Source organism: Streptosporangium sp. NPDC020145, from assembly GCF_040631275.1.
Classification (GTDB): Bacteria; Actinomycetota; Actinomycetes; order Streptosporangiales; family Streptosporangiaceae; genus Streptosporangium.
The window spans coordinates 73,623-90,159 of record NZ_JBEXZT010000022.1; the positions used below are offsets into that span (position 1 = coordinate 73,623).

Sequence of the window (16,537 nt, forward strand, 5' to 3'; positions counted from 1 at the left end):
GGCTACCCCCCAGTTGTCCGTGCCCGAAGGTCGCAGCCTAGCGTGAACGCCCCGAATTGTGACGACAAATAGTCAATTGTCCTTACTGCGGCTGGGGGCGTATCCCGGAGCGCGCTCCTGGCCGGACAGCACGTGGATCGCGTCCATGATCTCATCGGTCACCCGGCGGCGGTCACGGGCGTCGGTGTGCGAACCGGTGAAGGTCAGAGGCGCTCCGATCCGGATGCCGACCCTGCCGAACCTGGGCACGCCGGTGCCGATCGGCAGGACCTTGTCCGTGCCCTTCATCGCCACCGGGATGACCGGGGCGCCGGTGGCCAGGGCGAGCCAGGCGACTCCGATCTTGCCGCGGTAGAGACGGCCGTCGGGGGAACGGGTGCCCTCGGGGTAGATGCCGAAGAGCTCGCCGTCCTTGAGCACCTTGGCGGCGGCGTCCAGCATGTCCTGGGCGGCGGTCGGGCTCTGCCGGTCGATGGGGAGCTGCCCGGTGGCCCGCATCCAGGCGGCGGTGACGGGGTTGCCGGTGAAGTACTCGGCCTTGGCGACGAAACGCACCTGGCGGGGCAGTACCAGCGGCAGGAAGGTGGAGTCCACCACGGACAGGTGGTTGGAGGCCAGAATCGCCGGTCCCGTGTCCGGCACGTGTTCGGCCCCGGTGACCGTGGTCGGCCACATCAGGTGCAGGAAAGGAGCGCTGACGATCTTGGTCAGGCGATAGAGCACGGGCTCTCCTCATCAGATGGGATCACCACACTAGGCGGTGTCCCGGCGTCCCGCTGGTGTGTGCACCCGAACAGGCGGCGTCTTCATGTTTGTAGCCTCCCTCCAAAGCCGGAGGCCTCCCACGAGAGGAAACCGCAAAACGAACGCCCCGTGGGAGCGGACTCCCACGGGGCGCAACGTTTGAGCCGATGTGGCGGTCGCCTCCTCGGCGAGAGGCACAACACGGCTCCAGCCGAACGGTATTCCGTGAAGGCGGTAATTTGCGGCCCGGGGGACACAAACCACATCGGCACGATCACCCTAACGGACGCCGGGCGGTGGTTATTCCGTAACGGGCCCGGTGTGTCAGCTCCGATGCGGCGCGGGCCCGTGCGCGGGGCCCTGCACGGAGCCCTGCACGGAGCGCGCACGCGGGGCCGGGTTGACAGCGGGCGACCGGCTCCAACACCCTTTCACTAACCGAATAGTGAAAGGGTGTTTTCGTTGATCGAGTTCGTCCTGGACAGGGGCTCGGGCGTCGCGACGTACCTGCAGCTCGTTCACCAGGTGAAACAGGCGCTCCGGCTCGGCGTGCTCCGTCCCGGGGACCAGTTGCCGACCGCCCGCGAGGTGGTCGAGAGCCTGGCCATCAATCCCAACACCGTGCTCAAGGCCTACCGGGAGCTGGAGCGCGAGGGCCTGGTCGAGGGGCGGCCGGGGATGGGGACGTTCGTCCGGCAGGGTGTCGCGGGCGCGACGCTCGCCGAGCACACACGGCTGCGGCGCGCCCTGGAGGCGTGGGTGTCCGAGGCCCGCGCGGCGGGACTCGACCAGGAGGATCTCCGGGCGCTGTTCGCCGTGGTCCTGACCGACGCCGCGAAGGAGGGCGTGGCATGAGCCCCGTCCTGGAGGCGACCGGGCTGGGCGTCCGCTATCGCCGTACATGGGCGTTACGCGACTGCTCGCTGTCGTTGCCCGCAGGCCGGGTGGCGGCGCTCGTCGGACCCAACGGGGCGGGCAAGACCACACTCATGCACGCGGCCGTCGGGCTGCTGCGGCCCAGGTCGGGGGGCGTCCGCGTGGCCGGCACGGCCGCGTTCGTGGCGCAGGACAAACCGCTGTACGACGGCTTCAGCGTCGCCGACATGCTCACCTTCGGCCGCCGGACGAACGCCCGCTGGGACCAGGCCTCCGCCGTCGACCGGCTCGCCGGGCTGGGCATACCGCTGGAACGGAAGGTGAGCGGGCTGTCGGGCGGGCAGCGGGCGCAGGTGGCGGTCACGATGGCCCTGGCCGGCCGGCCGGACCTGCTCATCCTGGACGAACCGCTGGCCAACCTCGACCCGCTGGCCCGTCACGACGTGATGCGTTCGATCATGGCGGAAGTGGCCGATCGGGAGCTGACCGTGCTGCTGTCCTCGCACGTCGTCTCCGACCTGGAGGAGACGTGCGACTGGCTGATCGTGCTGAACGGGGGACGGCTGCAGGTCAGCGGTGACATCGAGGAACTGCTCCGGGAGCACCTCGTGCTCACCGGGCCGCGGGAGGCCACGGCGGCGGGGGTACGGGTGGTGAGCGAGAGGCGTACCGGCAGGCAGACCGGCATGCTCGTCAGGGGACCGCTCCCGCCCGACCCGCGCTGGCGGGCACGACACCCCGGGCTGGAGGAACTCGTCATGGGCTACCTGCGCAGCCCCGAGTCGGCGGCCCTGCCGCGACCGGCGGGGGTGGACGCGTGATCTGGGTGACCTGGCGCCAGCACCGGGCGCAGATCCTCGTGACGGCGGGCTTCCTGGCGCTGCTGGGGCTCCTGCTGCTGGGTTCGGCCGTCGAGGCGGGCCGGTACGCGGCCGAGCACGCCCCGCCGGGCTGCCCGGGGCCCGACGTGGCGTGCGGAGAGCTGGAGGTGGCGCTCGGGCGGCGCTACGGCGCGGTCTACACGATCTTCGGATGGATGCCGCTGGTGGCCCCCGCGCTGATCGGGGCGTTCTGGGGCGCGCCGCTGCTCGGCCGCGAGTACGAGCGCGGCACCCACCGGCTGGCCTGGACCCAGTCGGTGTCCGTACGGCGGTGGCTGCTGGTCAAGCTGTCGGTCCTGGGCGCGACGGTCACGGCCGGGGGGCTGCTGCTGTCGCTCATGGTGAGCCTGTGGCGGCCGGTGTTCAGGAAGGGGGCCGACTCCACCTTCGGCAACATCGGCGTGTTCAACATGGTCGGGGTCCAGCCCGGGGTGTGGTGGCTGTACGCGTTCATGCTCGGCGTCGCGGCCGGCGCCCTGTTCCGGCGGACGCTGCCCGCGATGGCGCTGGTCGTGGCGGGGGTGACGGTGACGATGTTCACGCTGTTCCAGCTGAGCGACCACTACGCCGAACCCGTGCGCGCCGAGCTGTCCGGTGACGTGCTGCTCGCCGACCCGGACGCCCGGCTGGTGGGCGCCGCCTGGGTGGAGCCGTCGGGCAGGGAGGTCACCGAGCCGTCGGTCGGCGGCTGCCCGCACCGGGCGGACATGGGACGGAGCGACAGGAACGCCAGAGCGTGGGAGGCGTGCCTGTTCGGCAAGGGGTACCGGCACGCGGTGTACTACCACCCGCCGTCCAAGTTCTGGCGCTTCCAGTGGACCGAGGCGGGCATCCTGACGCTCGCGTCGGCGGCTCTCGCCGGGCTGGCCGTACGCCGCACGCTGCGCAGGCCCGGCTGACGGGCCGGCGCCCGCGGGTCACAGCGGTCTGGCGGGGGGAAGGGTGATCCTGTCGACCGCCTCACGGCGGCGCCGTTCGGGGCGCCGGTCGTAGCGGGCCGTGGTGGCGGGGGAGGAATGACCCACGAGGGCCTGGGCGGTGGCCAGGTCGACGCCCGCGTCGAGCAGCTCCCCGATGAAGGTGCGCCGGAAGTCGTGCGGGGTGCGGGCGGAGGCCCCGGCCTGAGCCAGCCGTCTGGCCAGGATGTCGGCGACCGCCTGCCCCGTCATGGGGGCGGGCCCGGCCCCGGTGGTCCTGAGCGAGCCGTACCGGCCGATGGGGCAGAACAGCGCCCCGGCGGGACGCCCCCGTACGGCCAGCCACCGCTCCAGCCTGCCGACGGCCTCGGACGTCAGGTAGACCAGCCGTTCCTTGTCGCGCTTGCCGCGCACCCGCAGGGAACGGGCCCCGGGGTCGTAGTCGTCCAGGGCCATCGCGGCGATCTCGGCGCGCCTGCAGCCGGTGGAGTACAGCACGGCGAGCAGGGCGGCGTCGCGTGTCCCGGCGGGGGAGGGGTCGTCGTCGCAGGCGGCCAGGGCGGCGCCGACGACCTCGGGCGGAACGTGCCTGCCCGCGGGAAGACGGGTGTGTTCGACGGTGGGCAGGTCGGCGGCGCGCTGGTACTCCTCGGCGGTCATCTGGCCCAGGCGCCACGCCTCGCGCAGCACCCTGCGCAGTGCGACGAGGTGTTTGTTGACATAGGCGGCCGACCAGCCGCGTTCGGTCATCAGGGTGCGCAGGCGCACGGTGTGCTCGTAACGCAGCAGATGCCAGGGCTGGCCCTCACCGCTGGCGGCCTGCCCGCCGGAGACGAGACCGGCCAGGCGGTCCAGGCAGCCGCGCATGGCGCGGCGGGACTCGGAGCTGGTCAGGGAGTCGAGGTACACCCGGTAGGGATCACGGGCGGGTTCGACGACGGGCCCGGAGGGCTCGGGCAGCACGGGCACGCTCACCCGGCGACCTTATCGAACCCTGGAAATCTACATTGTAAAGCCACCGGGTTGGATGCCCTTCCTCACACACCACAAAAACCCCTCACCGAGGAAGGAGGCGGCCTCCTCCGGAGGGGAGAAAACCCGGTGCGCCAGGCGGTTCCGGCAGGCAGAGTGAATGGAGTGATGTCCAGTTTTGTCCCTGGTCTGCAGTTTTCACGTGACTTCTACACGCAGGAGGTACGGCCCGTCATCGCCGGCGTCGCGCACAGCGCGGCGTTGATCGGGCCGGGCTCGGAGGTGCTGGCGTTCGACACCGAGCGTTCGGCCGTCCGTGGCTGGGGGCCGCGGGTGGTGGTGTTCGTTCCCGAGGGGTCGGTGGGTGAGGTCACCGCGTCGCTGGCCGAGGCGTTGCCCCGGGTGTTCGGTGGTTATCCGGTCGTGGTGGGGGAGGGCGGGGTCCGGGTGGTGGAGCCCTCGGTGTGGTTGCCGGGCAGGCTGGGGTTCGATCCGCTGGCCGGGGCCGGGGTGCTGGATTGGTTGTCGGTTCCCTGGCAGCGGTTGGCGGAGGTCACCGGTGGTGAGGTTTTCCACGATGGTCTGGGGGTTCTGGAGCGGGTTCGTTCGGTGTTGCGCTGGTATCCGGCTGATCTGGAGCGTTACGTGCTGGCGTGTCAGTGGCGGCGGGTGGCGCGGTTGGAGTCCTTTCCCCGGAGGTGCGGGGAGACGGGCGACGATCTGGGGTCCGCGGTGTTCACGGCGTCGCTGGTGGGGGAGTTGATGCGGCTGGTGTTGCTGGTGCGGCGCCGGTATCCGCCGTATGCGAAGTGGGTTGGGGGTGCGTTCGCGCGGCTTTCCGGTACGGCGGAGCTGGGTGAGGTGTTGTCGGCGGCGGTGGGGGCGGGGGATTGGCGGGTTCGTGAGCGGTGTTTGGGGGAGGCGGTCGAGCGGGTGTCGGTGTTGCACGGGCGGCTGGGGTTGGGGCCGGCGGTGCGGGGTGGTGGCGCCTGGGGGTTGGCTGAGGCGTTGGCCGGTGGGGTGGTCGATCCGGTGGTCAGGGGGTTTCCGTTGACGGGGTCGGTGGATCAGCTGGGTGGGTGTGCGGAGTTGCTTGAGGATCCGGTGCGGTGCCGGGCGGCGGTGGGGGCCGTATTGGGGTTGTGAGGGGGTGGGGGGTGGCGTCTATGGTGGGGGGATGTTCGCCCGGATTTCTTAGCTGAGGACTCGCTTCCACGTCAGGAGTGTGTCCTTTTCGCTATCCGGAGCGTTTTTTCATGATTACTGTCTGTGGTGTCGGTGTGCGGGTCGGCGCGCGTCTGTTGCTGTCCGATGTCTCCTTCTCGGTGTCTCCCGGTGATCGGGTGGGCCTGGTGGGCCGTAACGGTGCGGGCAAAACGACGTTGTTGTCGGTTCTGGCGGGTCTGTCGGAGCCGGCTGGGGGGACGGTCACCCGTAGGGGGCCGGTGGGGTTCCTCGCGCAGGACTCGCGGGCCGCTGATCAGTCGGTCTCGGTCACCGATCGGATTCTGTCGGCTCGTGGCCTGGATGCGGTTTCGCGTCGTCTCCGGGCGGCTGAGGGGGCGATGGCCGGGGCGGAGGGGCCCGCGTTGGAGCGGGCGATGGCTCGTTACGCGCGGGCGGAGGCGGAGTTCCAGGCGGGCGGCGGGTACGCGGCGGAGGCGGAGGCGGCTCGGGTGGCGGCCGGTCTGGGGTTGCCTGAGCGGGTGTTGGCGGAGCCGTTGGGGGCGTTGTCGGGTGGGCAGCGGCGCCGGGTCGAGCTGGCGCGGATCCTGTTCGCGGGGTACGGCGGGGGCACGTTGTTGCTGGATGAGCCGACGAACCATCTGGATGTCGACGCGCTGGCGTGGCTGCGGTCTTTCCTGCTGGGGTATCGGGGTGGGCTGTTGGTGATCAGTCATGACACGGCGTTGCTGGCCGGGGTGGTCAACCGGGTCTTCCATGTGGACGCCGTGCGGGGTGCGGTCGATGTGCACAACACGGGGTGGGCGGCGTATCTGGCGCAGCGTGAGGCCGATGAGCGGCGGCGGGTGCGGGAGAGGGTGAACGCTGAGCGTAAGGCGGCTTCGTTGCACGCGCAGGCGGATCGGATGAAGGCGCGTTCGGCGACTTCGGTGGTGGCCAGGAGTATGGCGCGGCGGGCGGATCGGATGCTGGCCGGTCTTGAGCCGGTGCGGCGTGCGGAGAAGGTGGCGAGGATTCGGCTGCCGGAGCCTGAGCCGTGTGGACGGGTGCCGTTGGGTGCGGTGGGCCTGTCGAAGTCCTATGGCGGCCGCCGGGTGCTGGACGGGGTTGATCTGGCGGTGGATCGGGGTGCCCGGGTGGTGGTGCTGGGTCTCAACGGTGCGGGCAAGACGACGTTGTTGCGTGTGCTGGCGGGCCGGGAGGAGCCGGATGGTGGCCGGGTGGTGCGGGGGCAGGGGTTGCGGCTGGGGTATTTCGCGCAGGAGCACGACACCGTCCGGGGGGATCGTGCGGTGCGGCAGAACCTGGTGGAGATGGCGCCGCATCTGACGGATGGTGAGGTGCGGGGGGTGTTGGGGGCTTTTCTGTTCCGGGGGGACGATGTCGACAAGCCGGCCGGGGTGTTGTCGGGTGGGGAGCGGACGCGTCTGGTGTTGGCGGGGTTGGTTCACTCGGGGGCGAATGTGTTGTTGCTGGATGAGCCGACGAACAATCTCGATCCGGCGTCGCGGGGTGAGGTGCTGGCGGCGGTGGGTTCCTATCCGGGGGCGATCGTGATGGTCACCCATGATGAGGGGGCCGTGGAGGCGTTGCGGCCGGATCGTGTCCTGTTGTTGCCGGAGGCGGATGAGGATCTGTGGGGTGAGGAGTATCGGGGGTTGGTCGCTTTGTCGTGAGGGGGGTCACACGGTGGCGGTGTGGCGGGTGAGCATGCGTCGTTCGAACCACAGGGAGGTGAAGGGGGGGATGGCGCAGGCCAGGCCGAGTGCCGTGGTGGGGATGCTCCAGCGGGCGGTGCGGGCGGCGGCGATGACTCCGGCGACGTAGAGGACGAACAGTGCGCCGTGGATGGGGCCGAACACTCTGACGCCGAGGTCGCCGGTGGCGGCGATGTATTTGAAGTACATCCCGATGAGGAGTCCGGCCCATGAGCACGCTTCGGCGATGGCGACGTATCGGAACAGGCGGAGCGTGGTGGGCACGGTGGGGGACCTCTCCCTTGGGGACCGGGAACGGGGGGTGGGTTGGTCCTCACCTTAGGGGTGGTGGGTGGCGGTCCTGTTTCCGGGTTGTCGGCGGTGTCTTCGGGCTGGTGGGGGCGGCATGCTGGAGGGGTGGATGTGGATGATGGGCTGCTGCCGATCGGGCAGTTCGCGAGGTTGTGCCGGTTGAGTGTGAAGCAGTTGCGGCATTACGCGGATTTGGGGTTGCTGGTTCCGGCGTGGATCGATCCTGACAGTGGTTACCGGTATTACCGGGTGGCGCAGGCCAGGCAGGCGTTGTCGATCGGGTTGCTGCGGTCGTTGGATGTGCCGTTGAGCGCTGTCGGTGAGGTGTTGTCGGGGGTGGCGGTGGCTGAGGTGCTGGGGCGGGTGCGTGATGAGTTGGAGGCGGAGCTGGCGCGGCGGAGCCGTACGTTGGCGACGTTGGAGCGGTTGTTGGTGTCGGGGGTGCCGCCGGTTGAGGTGACGGTGGAGCGGCAGGGGCCCCGTCAGGTGGTGTTGGTGCGTGATGAGGCGGTTTCGCCGCAGGACATCGCTCGGGCGACGGGGGCGTGTGTGGCGTCGTTGGTGCGTGCTGTCCGGGAGGGCGGGTTGGAGGAGGGGTTGCGGTTGACGGGTTTGTTTCCGGTGGAGATGGGGGAGCCGATTCCGGTGGTGGTCGCGGCGGAGTTCGGGGGGCCTGCTCCGCGGGGGACGCGGCCGTACATTCTGCCGGGTGGGGTGTTCGCGGGGGCGGTGCATGTGGGGCCGTATGACCAGATTGATTTGACCGCGCATGCTGTGTTGGCGTGGTGTGCTGAGCGGGGTCATACGCCGGATGGGCCGATTCGGGAGGTTTATCTGTCGGATCCGGCGCGGACTTCGCCGGATCGGTTGCGTACCCGGGTGATGGTCAGGTTGGGGGAGCAGGGTCTTTCGGAGGGTCTCACGGCAGGGAGAGGATGCGGGGGCCGTCGTCGGTGATGGCGACGGTGTGTTCGACGTGGACGGCTTGGCTGCCGTCGACGCTGGTCAGGGCCCAGCCGTCGGGGGCGGTGAGGTAGGTGTCGTGGCCTCCGGCCATGAACATGGGTTCGATGGCGAGGACGAGGCCGGGGCGGAGGGTCATTCCGCGGCCTGGGCGGCCGTGGTTGGCGACGTGTGGGTCTTCGTGCATGGCGCGGCCGACGCCGTGGCCTCCGAAGTCGGTGGGGATGCCGTATCCGGCGTGGCGGCCGACGGTGGCGACGGCGTGGCCGATGTCGCCCAGTCGGCTGCCGGGTGTGCAGGTGGTGATGGCGTTGGCGAGGGCGGTTTCGGCGTCGTTGATGAGTTTCAGGTCCTGGGGGTCGGCTGGGCCGACGGTGAGGCTGATCGCGGCGTCGGCGGCCCAGCCGTCGAGGTAGGCGCCGCAGTCGATGCTGAGCAGGTCGCCGGGGCGTAGCCGGTAGTGGTCGGGGATGCCGTGGACGAGGACGTCGTTGACGGAGGTGCAGATGACGGCGGGGAAGGGGGTGGGGGCGAAGTGGGGTTTGTAGTGGAGGAAGGCGGGTTTGGCGCCGGCCGCCGAGATGACGGTGGCGGCGGTTTCGTTGAGTTCGAGGAGGGTGGTGCCGGGGGTTGCCTGGTCGCGTGCCGCCTGTAGTGCGTTGGCGACGACGCGTCCGGCCTCGCGCATGGCTTCCAGTTCTGCCGTTGTTTTGATCTCGACCACGTGTCACCTTCCGGTCCAATACTTATACCGGTATTGTTATCACGTTTGCTAAGCTTCCGCACATGGTGCGACCCCCACTGACCGAACTCGACCACGAACGCGGCCACCGCCTGGGCGCCCTGCTACGCCAGGCCCGCGGCACCCGCAGCATGACGGAGGTCGCCGCCGCCGCCGGACTGTCCGCGGAGACCCTCCGCAAGATCGAAACCGGCAGAGTCCCCACCCCCGCCTTCTTCACCATCGCCGCCCTCGCCCAGACCCTGAACATCTCCATGGACGTCCTCGCCGAGGTCTGCACCGCCGAACGCGCCGCCTAAACCCCGCCCCCGCCCGAAACCCCCCGCTCCCGCAACAACGGATGAGCCCGCATCGCCACCTCCAGCTCACCCGGCAACTCATCCCGGTAACGCCCCAGCGTCGCCAGATCACCGTGCCCCAGCACCCGCCGCACCGCGTCCATGTCCACCGCCTCGGCCAGCAGATGCGTCGCCGTCGTATGCCGCAACCCATGCGGCGTCACCGAACGCCGCCGATCCGGATCAACCCGCCGCTGCACCCGGTCGATCACCGCCTGAACATCCCCCCGCGCCAGCCGCCTGCCCCGCCACGACAACAGCAACGCCTTGTCCTGCACCCCCCGCAGAACCTCACCCCGCCACGACAGATACGCCTCAAGCACCCGCGCCACATCACCCGGCAACGGCACATCACGCGTCTTACCGCCCTTACCGAAGATCCGCCAGTAACGCACCCCGTCGTTGGTGTAGAAATCCTCCACATCCGCCCGCACCAACTCCGAAACCCGCGGCCCCATCGTCGACAGCAACAACACGATCAACGCATCCCGCAACTCCGTCCGCTGATCACGCCGCCGCGCCCGCCCCGCCTCCTCAACCGGCCCGTCACCCAACTCCCGCGCCGCCCCGACCAACCCCTGAGCCTGCTCCCGCGTCAACGCCCGCCGCTGCGGCCGCAACCCGCCACGCTCCTTGGCCGAAACCGTCACCAACGCCATCGGATTGACCTGCACCCACCCCGCCAGCGACGCGTGCTTGAACAACGCGGAAACCGACCGCCGAAACCTCGCCTGCGACGAAGCCGACTGCACCCCGCCCCCCTGACCGGGATCGGCCCGCCGCCCATCGGGCTTACGCGCGAACGCCAGCAGAACCGCATCGACGTCCTCACCGGTCAGATCATCGAGAACCGTCTCCTCACCCGCCAACCCCACGAACGTCGCCACATCACGCGCGTAAACCTCCGCCGTCGCCGGAGACAACGCCCCCGTCAACGTCTTGGCCCGCACCAACTCCACATACCGATCGGCCGACTCCCGCACCGTGAGGCGATTCAGACCCGCTGGCCGCATGACTCCCCGGACACCCTTCCTCGACGATCAGCCCGGCCGTACCCGCCCCAGACCACCCCGCCTGGCACACAGACCGCCACCGGACACCACCGCGGGCACCCCACACCCACACGGGGGAGAGGGGGAAACCAGCCGACGACGCGCAGCGAACCGCCGGCCACGCCCACCCGCCCAACGTAGACGATCACACCCGCCCACGGGCGGACAAGTCACATGTAAGGGCGGGCAGCCGCGACCAACCCGGCAACCGCACCGGCCGTACTGACCGCGACCGCCGACGGGGGAGTGCGCTCCCGCACATCCTCAGCCCGGATCGCCATCACCGCCGGAGGACTCCCCAGATCACCGTAACGAGCCGCGACCGCCTCCGTCACCGCCCTGCCCACGTCGGCCACCACGTCCTTGACCCGCCCGCACCCGCCGCTCACCGACAGATGACCCAGCAACGCCGCGAACCGCAACTCCTCGGCCACCGGCCCAGCCCCGGCCTCACGATCCGCCGACATCCTCGGCGGATCAAGCCAGAACACCGCGCCGTGCAGAAAACCCGCATACGACACCGCACCCCGGCCCGGCTCCCGCACCGCGTCGGCGAGCAGCCGCCCGAACTCCGCCAGATCAGCGTCCGGCGGCAAATCCGTGGTCACCAGCAACGGCACAATCAGCGAGTCAAGCATCGGCGAACACCCTTCCTGAGAGTCGGCTCATCGTAGAACCCGGCACCGACAATTCCAGGAGCCCACCGCAACCAAGAGGGCAAAACCCAGCCGCCGGACAACATTTCAGGAAAAACCCTCCAGGACGAAAACCACCAGGATCCGGCCCTGCCCCGCCGGACCGGCCACGAGCCGCACCTGAGTAAGGCACCCTGCCGGGCGGCGACCCCCGGCCCCCGAAGACCCACCCCGCAAAACCGGCGCAGACCGCCGAAAAACCCGGCAGCCGACAAACTCCTCAAACCTTTCCCCGACAGGAACGAAAACACCACCCGCCCTCCACGCACAAAACCACAAAAAAACTCCACGCCCTTCGACCAACGCGTCATCAACGAATTCCACACCAACGGCGGACGCATCAGCGGACCTTTCGATTCGAAAGGACACACCCCCCTTCACCACAACCGAGCGCGAACCGGACCCGTCCCGCCCGCGGCACGGGACGGCCTCCCGTTCGCCACCACCTCGACCGGGGACCGGCTCCACCGCGCCGTCACCGGTCCCGGCTGGGCCGTCCGTCGCGTCCTCGCCCCGGGCCCGGCGGCCCGGCGGGGGAGGCCGGTCGCGGTTCCGGCGGACCCACCGGGCAGGTCCCCGCGGGGGAGCGCCGGACCCGCGTCGTTCCGTGTCGTCTGTGTGGGGAGCGGGACGCCGGGGCTGTGGGGGCGGTGCTCCCGTCCTGGGCCGGGATTTCTTATACCAAACAGAATTGGGTTTCTGTTTGGTATCACGATTTTTCCGGACAAAGCGGGTGAGGCGGTGGAGCCAGGGGACGCCGGAGCCGCGCACCCGGGTTCGGCGTCCCGCCGCCGGCCAGGACCGTCCGGGCAGGCCGGATGCCGTCGGCCGTCCGCGTTCGGCCGTTCGCCGGAACCTCGCCGCGCCTGGAGGCCGCGGGCGTGCCGGGAGCTCCGTTTCCCCGTTTTTCATGATCGATTTACGGGCGGGCGGTGTTCTCCCGGACGGCCGGTGCGCGTTACCCGGTGTCCGGCCGTCGCGGTGTGTTCGCCGTGCCGTGTTCCGGTGTGTTCGCCGTACGGAACTCCGGGGCCGGCGTTCGCCGTGTGGGCGTCGCCGCGGGTTCTCCGGGGCTCTCCGGCGGTTTTGATGCATAATTTTACTTATGCATCACTTGTGACCGCCCTCCTCCGCCGTGGCCTCTCCCTGTTCTCCGGGGCTCGCGGGGTTCGGGAACAGGCGGGCGAGCCCGCTGTGCAGGATCGCGGTGGCCTCCTGCGGGGTGCGTTGCCCGGCGAGGACGGCGACGCCCAGTCCGGCGGCGGTCGCCAGCAGGGTGACGGCCTCGGTGCGCGGGTCGAGGCCGGGTGCGAGGTCTCCGTCGTCGCGGGCCCGGGTCAGCTGGCGGGTGACGAAGGTCTCCATGGCGTCGGGTGCGTTCAGGAAGGGGTGCGCGGCGAGTGTCTCGTCGGTGACGGCCAGGACGGCGTAGGAGGTGTAGGCCAGGTGGAAGGCGCGGCTGCGTTCGTCGGTGGGGACGGCTTCGGCGAGGACGGCCTCCATGACGTCGCGTGGCCGGTGGGCGCCGGTGAGGCGGGTGCGCAGGCGTTGGGTCATCTCTTCGGTGAGCCGGTTCAGGGTGGTGTGCATGAGGTGTTGTTTGGTCTCGAAGTAGTGCTGGACCAGGCGGAGGGAGACGCCGGCCTCCGCGGCGACGGCGCGCATGGTGACGGCGTGCAGTCCTGATCGGGTCATGACGCGCAGGACGGCTTCGGTGATGTCGTGGCGGCGGGTTTCGCGGTTGTCGGTCCGGTTCACGGGTGCTTCCTGGTGGACGTGGCCTCACAATGTTGATACAACCGTACCGTATACGTGTGTATCAATTTTGCCGGGAGGGCGTGTGGACGGTGGGACCCGTGCCGGGATCGGGCGGTTTCGTGATGGGCGGGCCGAGCGGAGGTTCCGGGCCGCGTACGAGGTGGCGATGGGGTTGTGGCCGCCGCACGAGGTGTTCGACGTGGAGACCTCCTTCGGGACGACGCGGGTCTACCGGTGCGGGCCGCGGGACGGGGAGCCGGTGGTGCTGTTGCACGGGCACGGTGCGAACGCCTCCATGTGGTATCTGCAGGCCGCCGGGGTGGGGTGTCACCGTCCGGTGTACGCGGTGGAGACGATCGACGATCCGGGGGGTGGTGTGCAGCGGCGGGTGGTGACGGGGTCCGGGGACTCGGCGGCCTGGCTTGAGGAGGTTCTGGCCGGGCTGGGGCTGGAGCGGGTGCATCTGGTGGGGTTGTCCTACGGTGGCTGGCTGGCGCTGAACCAGGCCGTGTACGGGGCCCGGCGGCTGGCGTCGGTGACGTTGCTCGATCCGGGTGGGCTCGCGCGGGTGCCGCTTCGGTTCATGGTGACGTTGCTGGTGACGTTGTTGGCGATGGCCGCTCCCCCGTCGTGGCGGCGGGCGCTGTACCGGGTGGTGGCGGAGTGGGCGCTGGTGGGGCGGCCGGAGATCATGGCGCCGGTCGTGGCCGGGGCGCGGGGGTTTCGGCCGGATCGCAGTCCGGCGCGGCGGTTCGGTGACGAGGAGCTGGCGCGGGTGGCGGTGCCGGTGCAGTTGATCGTCGGGGGGCGCAGCAGTCTGGTGCGTCCGGCCGAGGTCGTCGAGCGGGCGCGGCGGTTGCTTCCGGTGGTGCACGCGGAGGTGGTGCCGGGTGTGGGGCACGCGGTCGCGCTCGAGGCGCCGGAGTTGGTCAACGATCGTCTTGTGGCGTTCGCGGATCGGTGTCGCGGTGGTGAGGGCCGCTCCCCCGGGCCGGATGCATAATCGCCTGTGTGATGGACGGTTGTGGTCTGCGGGAGGTCGCCGGGGAGTTCCTGCTGTCGTTGCGGGCCAAGAAGCTCTCCCCCAGTACGGTCGCCGGTTACGACAGTGATCTGCGGATCGTGGCGGAGCTGGTGGCGCGGCGTGCGGAGGTTCCGGTTGAGGATCTGCGGGTGGAGGTGTTGACGGCGCGGCTGGTCAGGGGGGCGTTCGCTGATTTCGCCGGGTCGCGTTCTGCGGCCAGTGTGAACCGGGCGTGGAGTGCGTGGAACCGGTTTCTGACGTTCTGTGTGGCGGAGGGGGTGCTGGAGGGTAATCCGATGGCGGCGGTGCCGCGGCCGAAGCAGCCGGCGAAGGCGCCCAAGCCGTTGCTGGGTGACGGGTCGGCGTCGGTGACGTTGCTTGAGCGGGTGGCGGCGGGGGCGCGTAAGGCGCGTGATCCGTGGGTGGAGCGTGATCTGGTGGTGCTGGCGCTGGCGTTGGTCACGGGGATGCGGTCGGCGGAGTTGCTGGGGCTGACGATGGGGTCGTTCGGCGGTCCTTCGGGTGAGCGGCGGGTTCAGGTGGTGGGCAAGGGCGGCAGGACGCGGTCGTTGCCGATCGAGGAGCCGGTCGAGGTGCTGGCCGATCGGTATGTGCGCAGCCGGTTGGAGCGGTTCGGGCTCGGGGGGTTGCCGCCTTCGGCGGTGTTTCTGGTGGACACGCGTAATGAGCCGTTGCGGCGGGGTGGTCTGCAGTATTTGGTGCGGCAGTGTTATCGGTACGCGGGGGTGCACGATCGGGTGCAGCGGGGGACGTTGGTGCACGCGTTGCGGCATGAGTTCGCGACGCGGCTGGCGGAGCGGGGGGCCTCGGCGCATGAGCTGATGGAGTTGCTGGGGCATTCGTCGATCGTGACGGGTCAGGCGTATGTGGCTTCGACGGCGCGTGAGGTGCGCCGGGCGGCGGGGGTGAATCCGGCTTATGGGGTGATCGGCCGGTTGGCGGGGTCGTCAGGGGGTGTGGATCTTCCTGACGAGGCGTGAGGCGGCGCGGTGGCTGAGGCCGGTTTCTCCTCGGACGAGGATGACGGCCTGGTCGAACTGGCCGGTGGCTTTGAGGTGCAGGACCTGTTCGATGAGGGCGGGGCCGAGTCCGCCGCCGATGAGGGTGTTGCGGGGGCGCTGGGTGAGTCGTACGGCGAGCGCGATGAGGCCGATGATCACCAGGGCGGCGAGGGCCGCGAGGAGGATGACGGCGGCCGTGTTGACCATGGGGTGATCCTTGCGGGTGTGGGGGCCGGGTGGTGAAGGCCGTACCCGGTGTGTCGTCTCGTATGCCGTCCGGGCGGGGTGTTCTGTGTTCGTGCCCGTCCCGGCGGAGCCCTGCCGCGGTGCGGGGCCGCCGGTGGGGCCGGGGCGGGTCTCCCCCGGTGTCGTGTGCCGCGGTGCCGTACCCGGTTGGTGGGTTGCGGAAGTGTCGCCGGTCTCTGTTACGTTCCGGGCGTGTCTGCAGAGCCTCTGATCCGCGCGCGCGGGCTTGTCAAACGGTTCGGTGACTTCGTCGCGGTCGACGGGATCGATCTGGAGGTGGAGCCGGGTGAGGCGTTCGGGTTCCTGGGGCCGAACGGGGCGGGTAAGTCCTCGACGATGCGGATGATCGGTTGTGTGTCGATGCCGTCGGCGGGTGAGTTGCGGATTCTGGGGATGGATCCGGTGCGGGACGGGGCGCGGATCAGGGGGCGGCTGGGGGTGTGCCCGCAGCTGGACAATCTTGATCCGGATCTGAGTGTGCGGGAGAACCTGACGACGTACGCGCGGTATTTCGGGATGTCGCGGGCGAGGGCGCGGGAGCGGGCCGAGGAGTTGCTGGATTTCGTGCGGTTGCGGGATCGGGCCTCCAGCAGGGTCGAGCCGTTGTCGGGGGGGATGAAGCGGCGGCTGACGATCGCGCGGGCGATGGTGAACGATCCTGATCTGGTGTTGCTGGACGAGCCGACGACGGGGCTTGATCCGCAGGCGCGGCATCTGTTGTGGGAGCGGTTGTTCCGGTTGAGGCAGCGGGGTACGACGCTGGTGCTGACGACGCATTACATGGATGAGGCCGAGCAGTTGTGTGATCGGCTGGTGGTGATGGACGGGGGGCGGATCGTCGCGGAGGGGTCGCCGCGTTCGCTGATCGGGACGTACTGCGCGCCGGAGGTGGTGGAGTTGCGTTTTCCCGAGGGGGTGGATGTGGCGGGTGGGCTCGCGGGGATCGGGCGGGTGGATCCGTTGCCGGATCGGGTGTTGCTGTACACGGGTGATGGGGACGCGGCGGTGGCGGAGGTGCGGCGGCGGGGGTTGGTGCCGTCGAGTGTGCTGGTGCGGCGTTCTTCGCTTGAGGATGTGTTTCTGCAGTTGACGGGCCGGACGTTGGTGGATTGA

Annotated in this window: 18 protein-coding genes; 10 read left to right on the plus strand and 8 right to left on the minus strand. The window is 69.9% G+C overall.

The window, feature by feature from the left end:
• Positions 1 to 72: 72 nt before the first annotated feature.
• Positions 73 to 723, minus strand: a complete 651-nt coding sequence (locus tag ABZ463_RS30790) for a lysophospholipid acyltransferase family protein (RefSeq protein ID WP_352012517.1) — start codon at positions 721 to 723, stop codon at positions 73 to 75.
• A gap of 474 nt (positions 724 to 1,197) precedes the next feature.
• Here ABZ463_RS30790 and ABZ463_RS30795 point away from each other — a divergent pair, with 474 nt between their 5' ends.
• Genes ABZ463_RS30795 through ABZ463_RS30805 form a run of 3 tightly spaced genes read left to right on the plus strand, consistent with a single transcriptional unit; the run spans position 1,198 to position 3,400 of the window.
• On the plus strand, positions 1,198 to 1,599 hold the full coding sequence (locus tag ABZ463_RS30795) for a GntR family transcriptional regulator (protein WP_352012516.1): 402 nt from the start codon (positions 1,198 to 1,200) through the stop codon (positions 1,597 to 1,599).
• On the plus strand, positions 1,596 to 2,441 hold the full coding sequence (locus ABZ463_RS30800; protein ID WP_362781381.1) for an ABC transporter ATP-binding protein: 846 nt from the start codon (positions 1,596 to 1,598) through the stop codon (positions 2,439 to 2,441). The genes ABZ463_RS30795 and ABZ463_RS30800 overlap by 4 nt, the downstream gene beginning before the upstream one ends.
• Positions 2,438 to 3,400, plus strand: a complete 963-nt coding sequence (locus tag ABZ463_RS30805; RefSeq protein WP_362781383.1) for a hypothetical protein — start codon at positions 2,438 to 2,440, stop codon at positions 3,398 to 3,400. The genes ABZ463_RS30800 and ABZ463_RS30805 overlap by 4 nt, the downstream gene beginning before the upstream one ends.
• Positions 3,401 to 3,418: 18 nt before the next feature.
• On the opposite strand, the gene ABZ463_RS30810 is transcribed toward ABZ463_RS30805, so the two are convergent.
• The gene (locus ABZ463_RS30810; RefSeq protein ID WP_362781385.1) at positions 3,419 to 4,393 is read right to left on the minus strand and encodes a tyrosine-type recombinase/integrase; all 975 of its coding nucleotides are present in this window, start codon (positions 4,391 to 4,393) and stop codon (positions 3,419 to 3,421) included.
• 165 nt (positions 4,394 to 4,558) lie between these two features.
• On the opposite strand from ABZ463_RS30810, the gene ABZ463_RS30815 reads away from it, so the two are divergent.
• Positions 4,559 to 5,536, plus strand: a complete 978-nt coding sequence (locus tag ABZ463_RS30815) for a DUF4037 domain-containing protein (protein ID WP_362781387.1) — start codon at positions 4,559 to 4,561, stop codon at positions 5,534 to 5,536.
• A 110-nt stretch (positions 5,537 to 5,646) separates the two neighbouring features.
• Entirely contained in the window at positions 5,647 to 7,251 is a 1,605-nt protein-coding gene (locus tag ABZ463_RS30820; RefSeq protein ID WP_362781389.1) for an ABC-F family ATP-binding cassette domain-containing protein, read from the plus strand.
• A gap of 6 nt (positions 7,252 to 7,257) precedes the next feature.
• On the opposite strand, the gene ABZ463_RS30825 is transcribed toward ABZ463_RS30820, so the two are convergent.
• Entirely contained in the window at positions 7,258 to 7,557 is a 300-nt protein-coding gene (locus ABZ463_RS30825) for a DUF3817 domain-containing protein (protein ID WP_352012510.1), read from the minus strand.
• Between the two features lie 132 nt (positions 7,558 to 7,689).
• Here ABZ463_RS30825 and ABZ463_RS30830 point away from each other — a divergent pair, with 132 nt between their 5' ends.
• The gene (locus ABZ463_RS30830) at positions 7,690 to 8,541 is read left to right on the plus strand and encodes a MerR family transcriptional regulator (protein WP_362781392.1); all 852 of its coding nucleotides are present in this window, start codon (positions 7,690 to 7,692) and stop codon (positions 8,539 to 8,541) included.
• Here ABZ463_RS30830 and map read toward each other — a convergent pair.
• Positions 8,504 to 9,271, minus strand: coding sequence for a type I methionyl aminopeptidase (gene map / locus ABZ463_RS30835; RefSeq protein WP_362781394.1), 768 nt, complete (start codon positions 9,269 to 9,271; stop codon positions 8,504 to 8,506). The two genes, ABZ463_RS30830 and map, sit on opposite strands and share 38 nt — an antisense overlap.
• A 62-nt stretch (positions 9,272 to 9,333) precedes the next feature.
• On the opposite strand from map, the gene ABZ463_RS30840 reads away from it, so the two are divergent.
• Positions 9,334 to 9,588 (plus strand): helix-turn-helix transcriptional regulator, encoded by a 255-nt coding sequence (locus ABZ463_RS30840; protein ID WP_352012507.1) that lies wholly within the window; start codon positions 9,334 to 9,336, stop codon positions 9,586 to 9,588.
• Here ABZ463_RS30840 and ABZ463_RS30845 read toward each other — a convergent pair.
• The 3 genes from ABZ463_RS30845 to ABZ463_RS30855 form a co-directional block, all read right to left on the minus strand.
• On the minus strand, positions 9,585 to 10,586 hold the full coding sequence (locus ABZ463_RS30845; RefSeq protein WP_352012506.1) for a tyrosine-type recombinase/integrase: 1,002 nt from the start codon (positions 10,584 to 10,586) through the stop codon (positions 9,585 to 9,587). The genes ABZ463_RS30840 and ABZ463_RS30845 overlap by 4 nt on opposite strands.
• A 263-nt stretch (positions 10,587 to 10,849) precedes the next feature.
• Complete coding sequence (locus ABZ463_RS30850) at positions 10,850 to 11,317, minus strand: hypothetical protein (RefSeq protein WP_362781397.1); 468 nt, start codon at positions 11,315 to 11,317, stop codon at positions 10,850 to 10,852.
• 1,167 nt (positions 11,318 to 12,484) lie between these two features.
• Entirely contained in the window at positions 12,485 to 13,132 is a 648-nt protein-coding gene (locus ABZ463_RS30855) for a TetR family transcriptional regulator C-terminal domain-containing protein (RefSeq protein WP_362781399.1), read from the minus strand.
• 82 nt (positions 13,133 to 13,214) lie between these two features.
• Here ABZ463_RS30855 and ABZ463_RS30860 point away from each other — a divergent pair, with 82 nt between their 5' ends.
• Entirely contained in the window at positions 13,215 to 14,135 is a 921-nt protein-coding gene (locus tag ABZ463_RS30860) for an alpha/beta fold hydrolase (protein ID WP_352012503.1), read from the plus strand.
• Between the two features lie 11 nt (positions 14,136 to 14,146).
• Positions 14,147 to 15,157, plus strand: coding sequence for a tyrosine-type recombinase/integrase (locus ABZ463_RS30865; protein ID WP_352012709.1), 1,011 nt, complete (start codon positions 14,147 to 14,149; stop codon positions 15,155 to 15,157).
• Here the strand turns inward: ABZ463_RS30865 and ABZ463_RS30870 are convergent.
• Entirely contained in the window at positions 15,125 to 15,385 is a 261-nt protein-coding gene (locus tag ABZ463_RS30870; RefSeq protein ID WP_362781402.1) for a hypothetical protein, read from the minus strand. The two genes, ABZ463_RS30865 and ABZ463_RS30870, sit on opposite strands and share 33 nt — an antisense overlap.
• A 231-nt stretch (positions 15,386 to 15,616) precedes the next feature.
• On the opposite strand from ABZ463_RS30870, the gene ABZ463_RS30875 reads away from it, so the two are divergent.
• Positions 15,617 to 16,537 (plus strand): ABC transporter ATP-binding protein, encoded by a 921-nt coding sequence (locus ABZ463_RS30875; RefSeq protein ID WP_352012501.1) that lies wholly within the window; start codon positions 15,617 to 15,619, stop codon positions 16,535 to 16,537.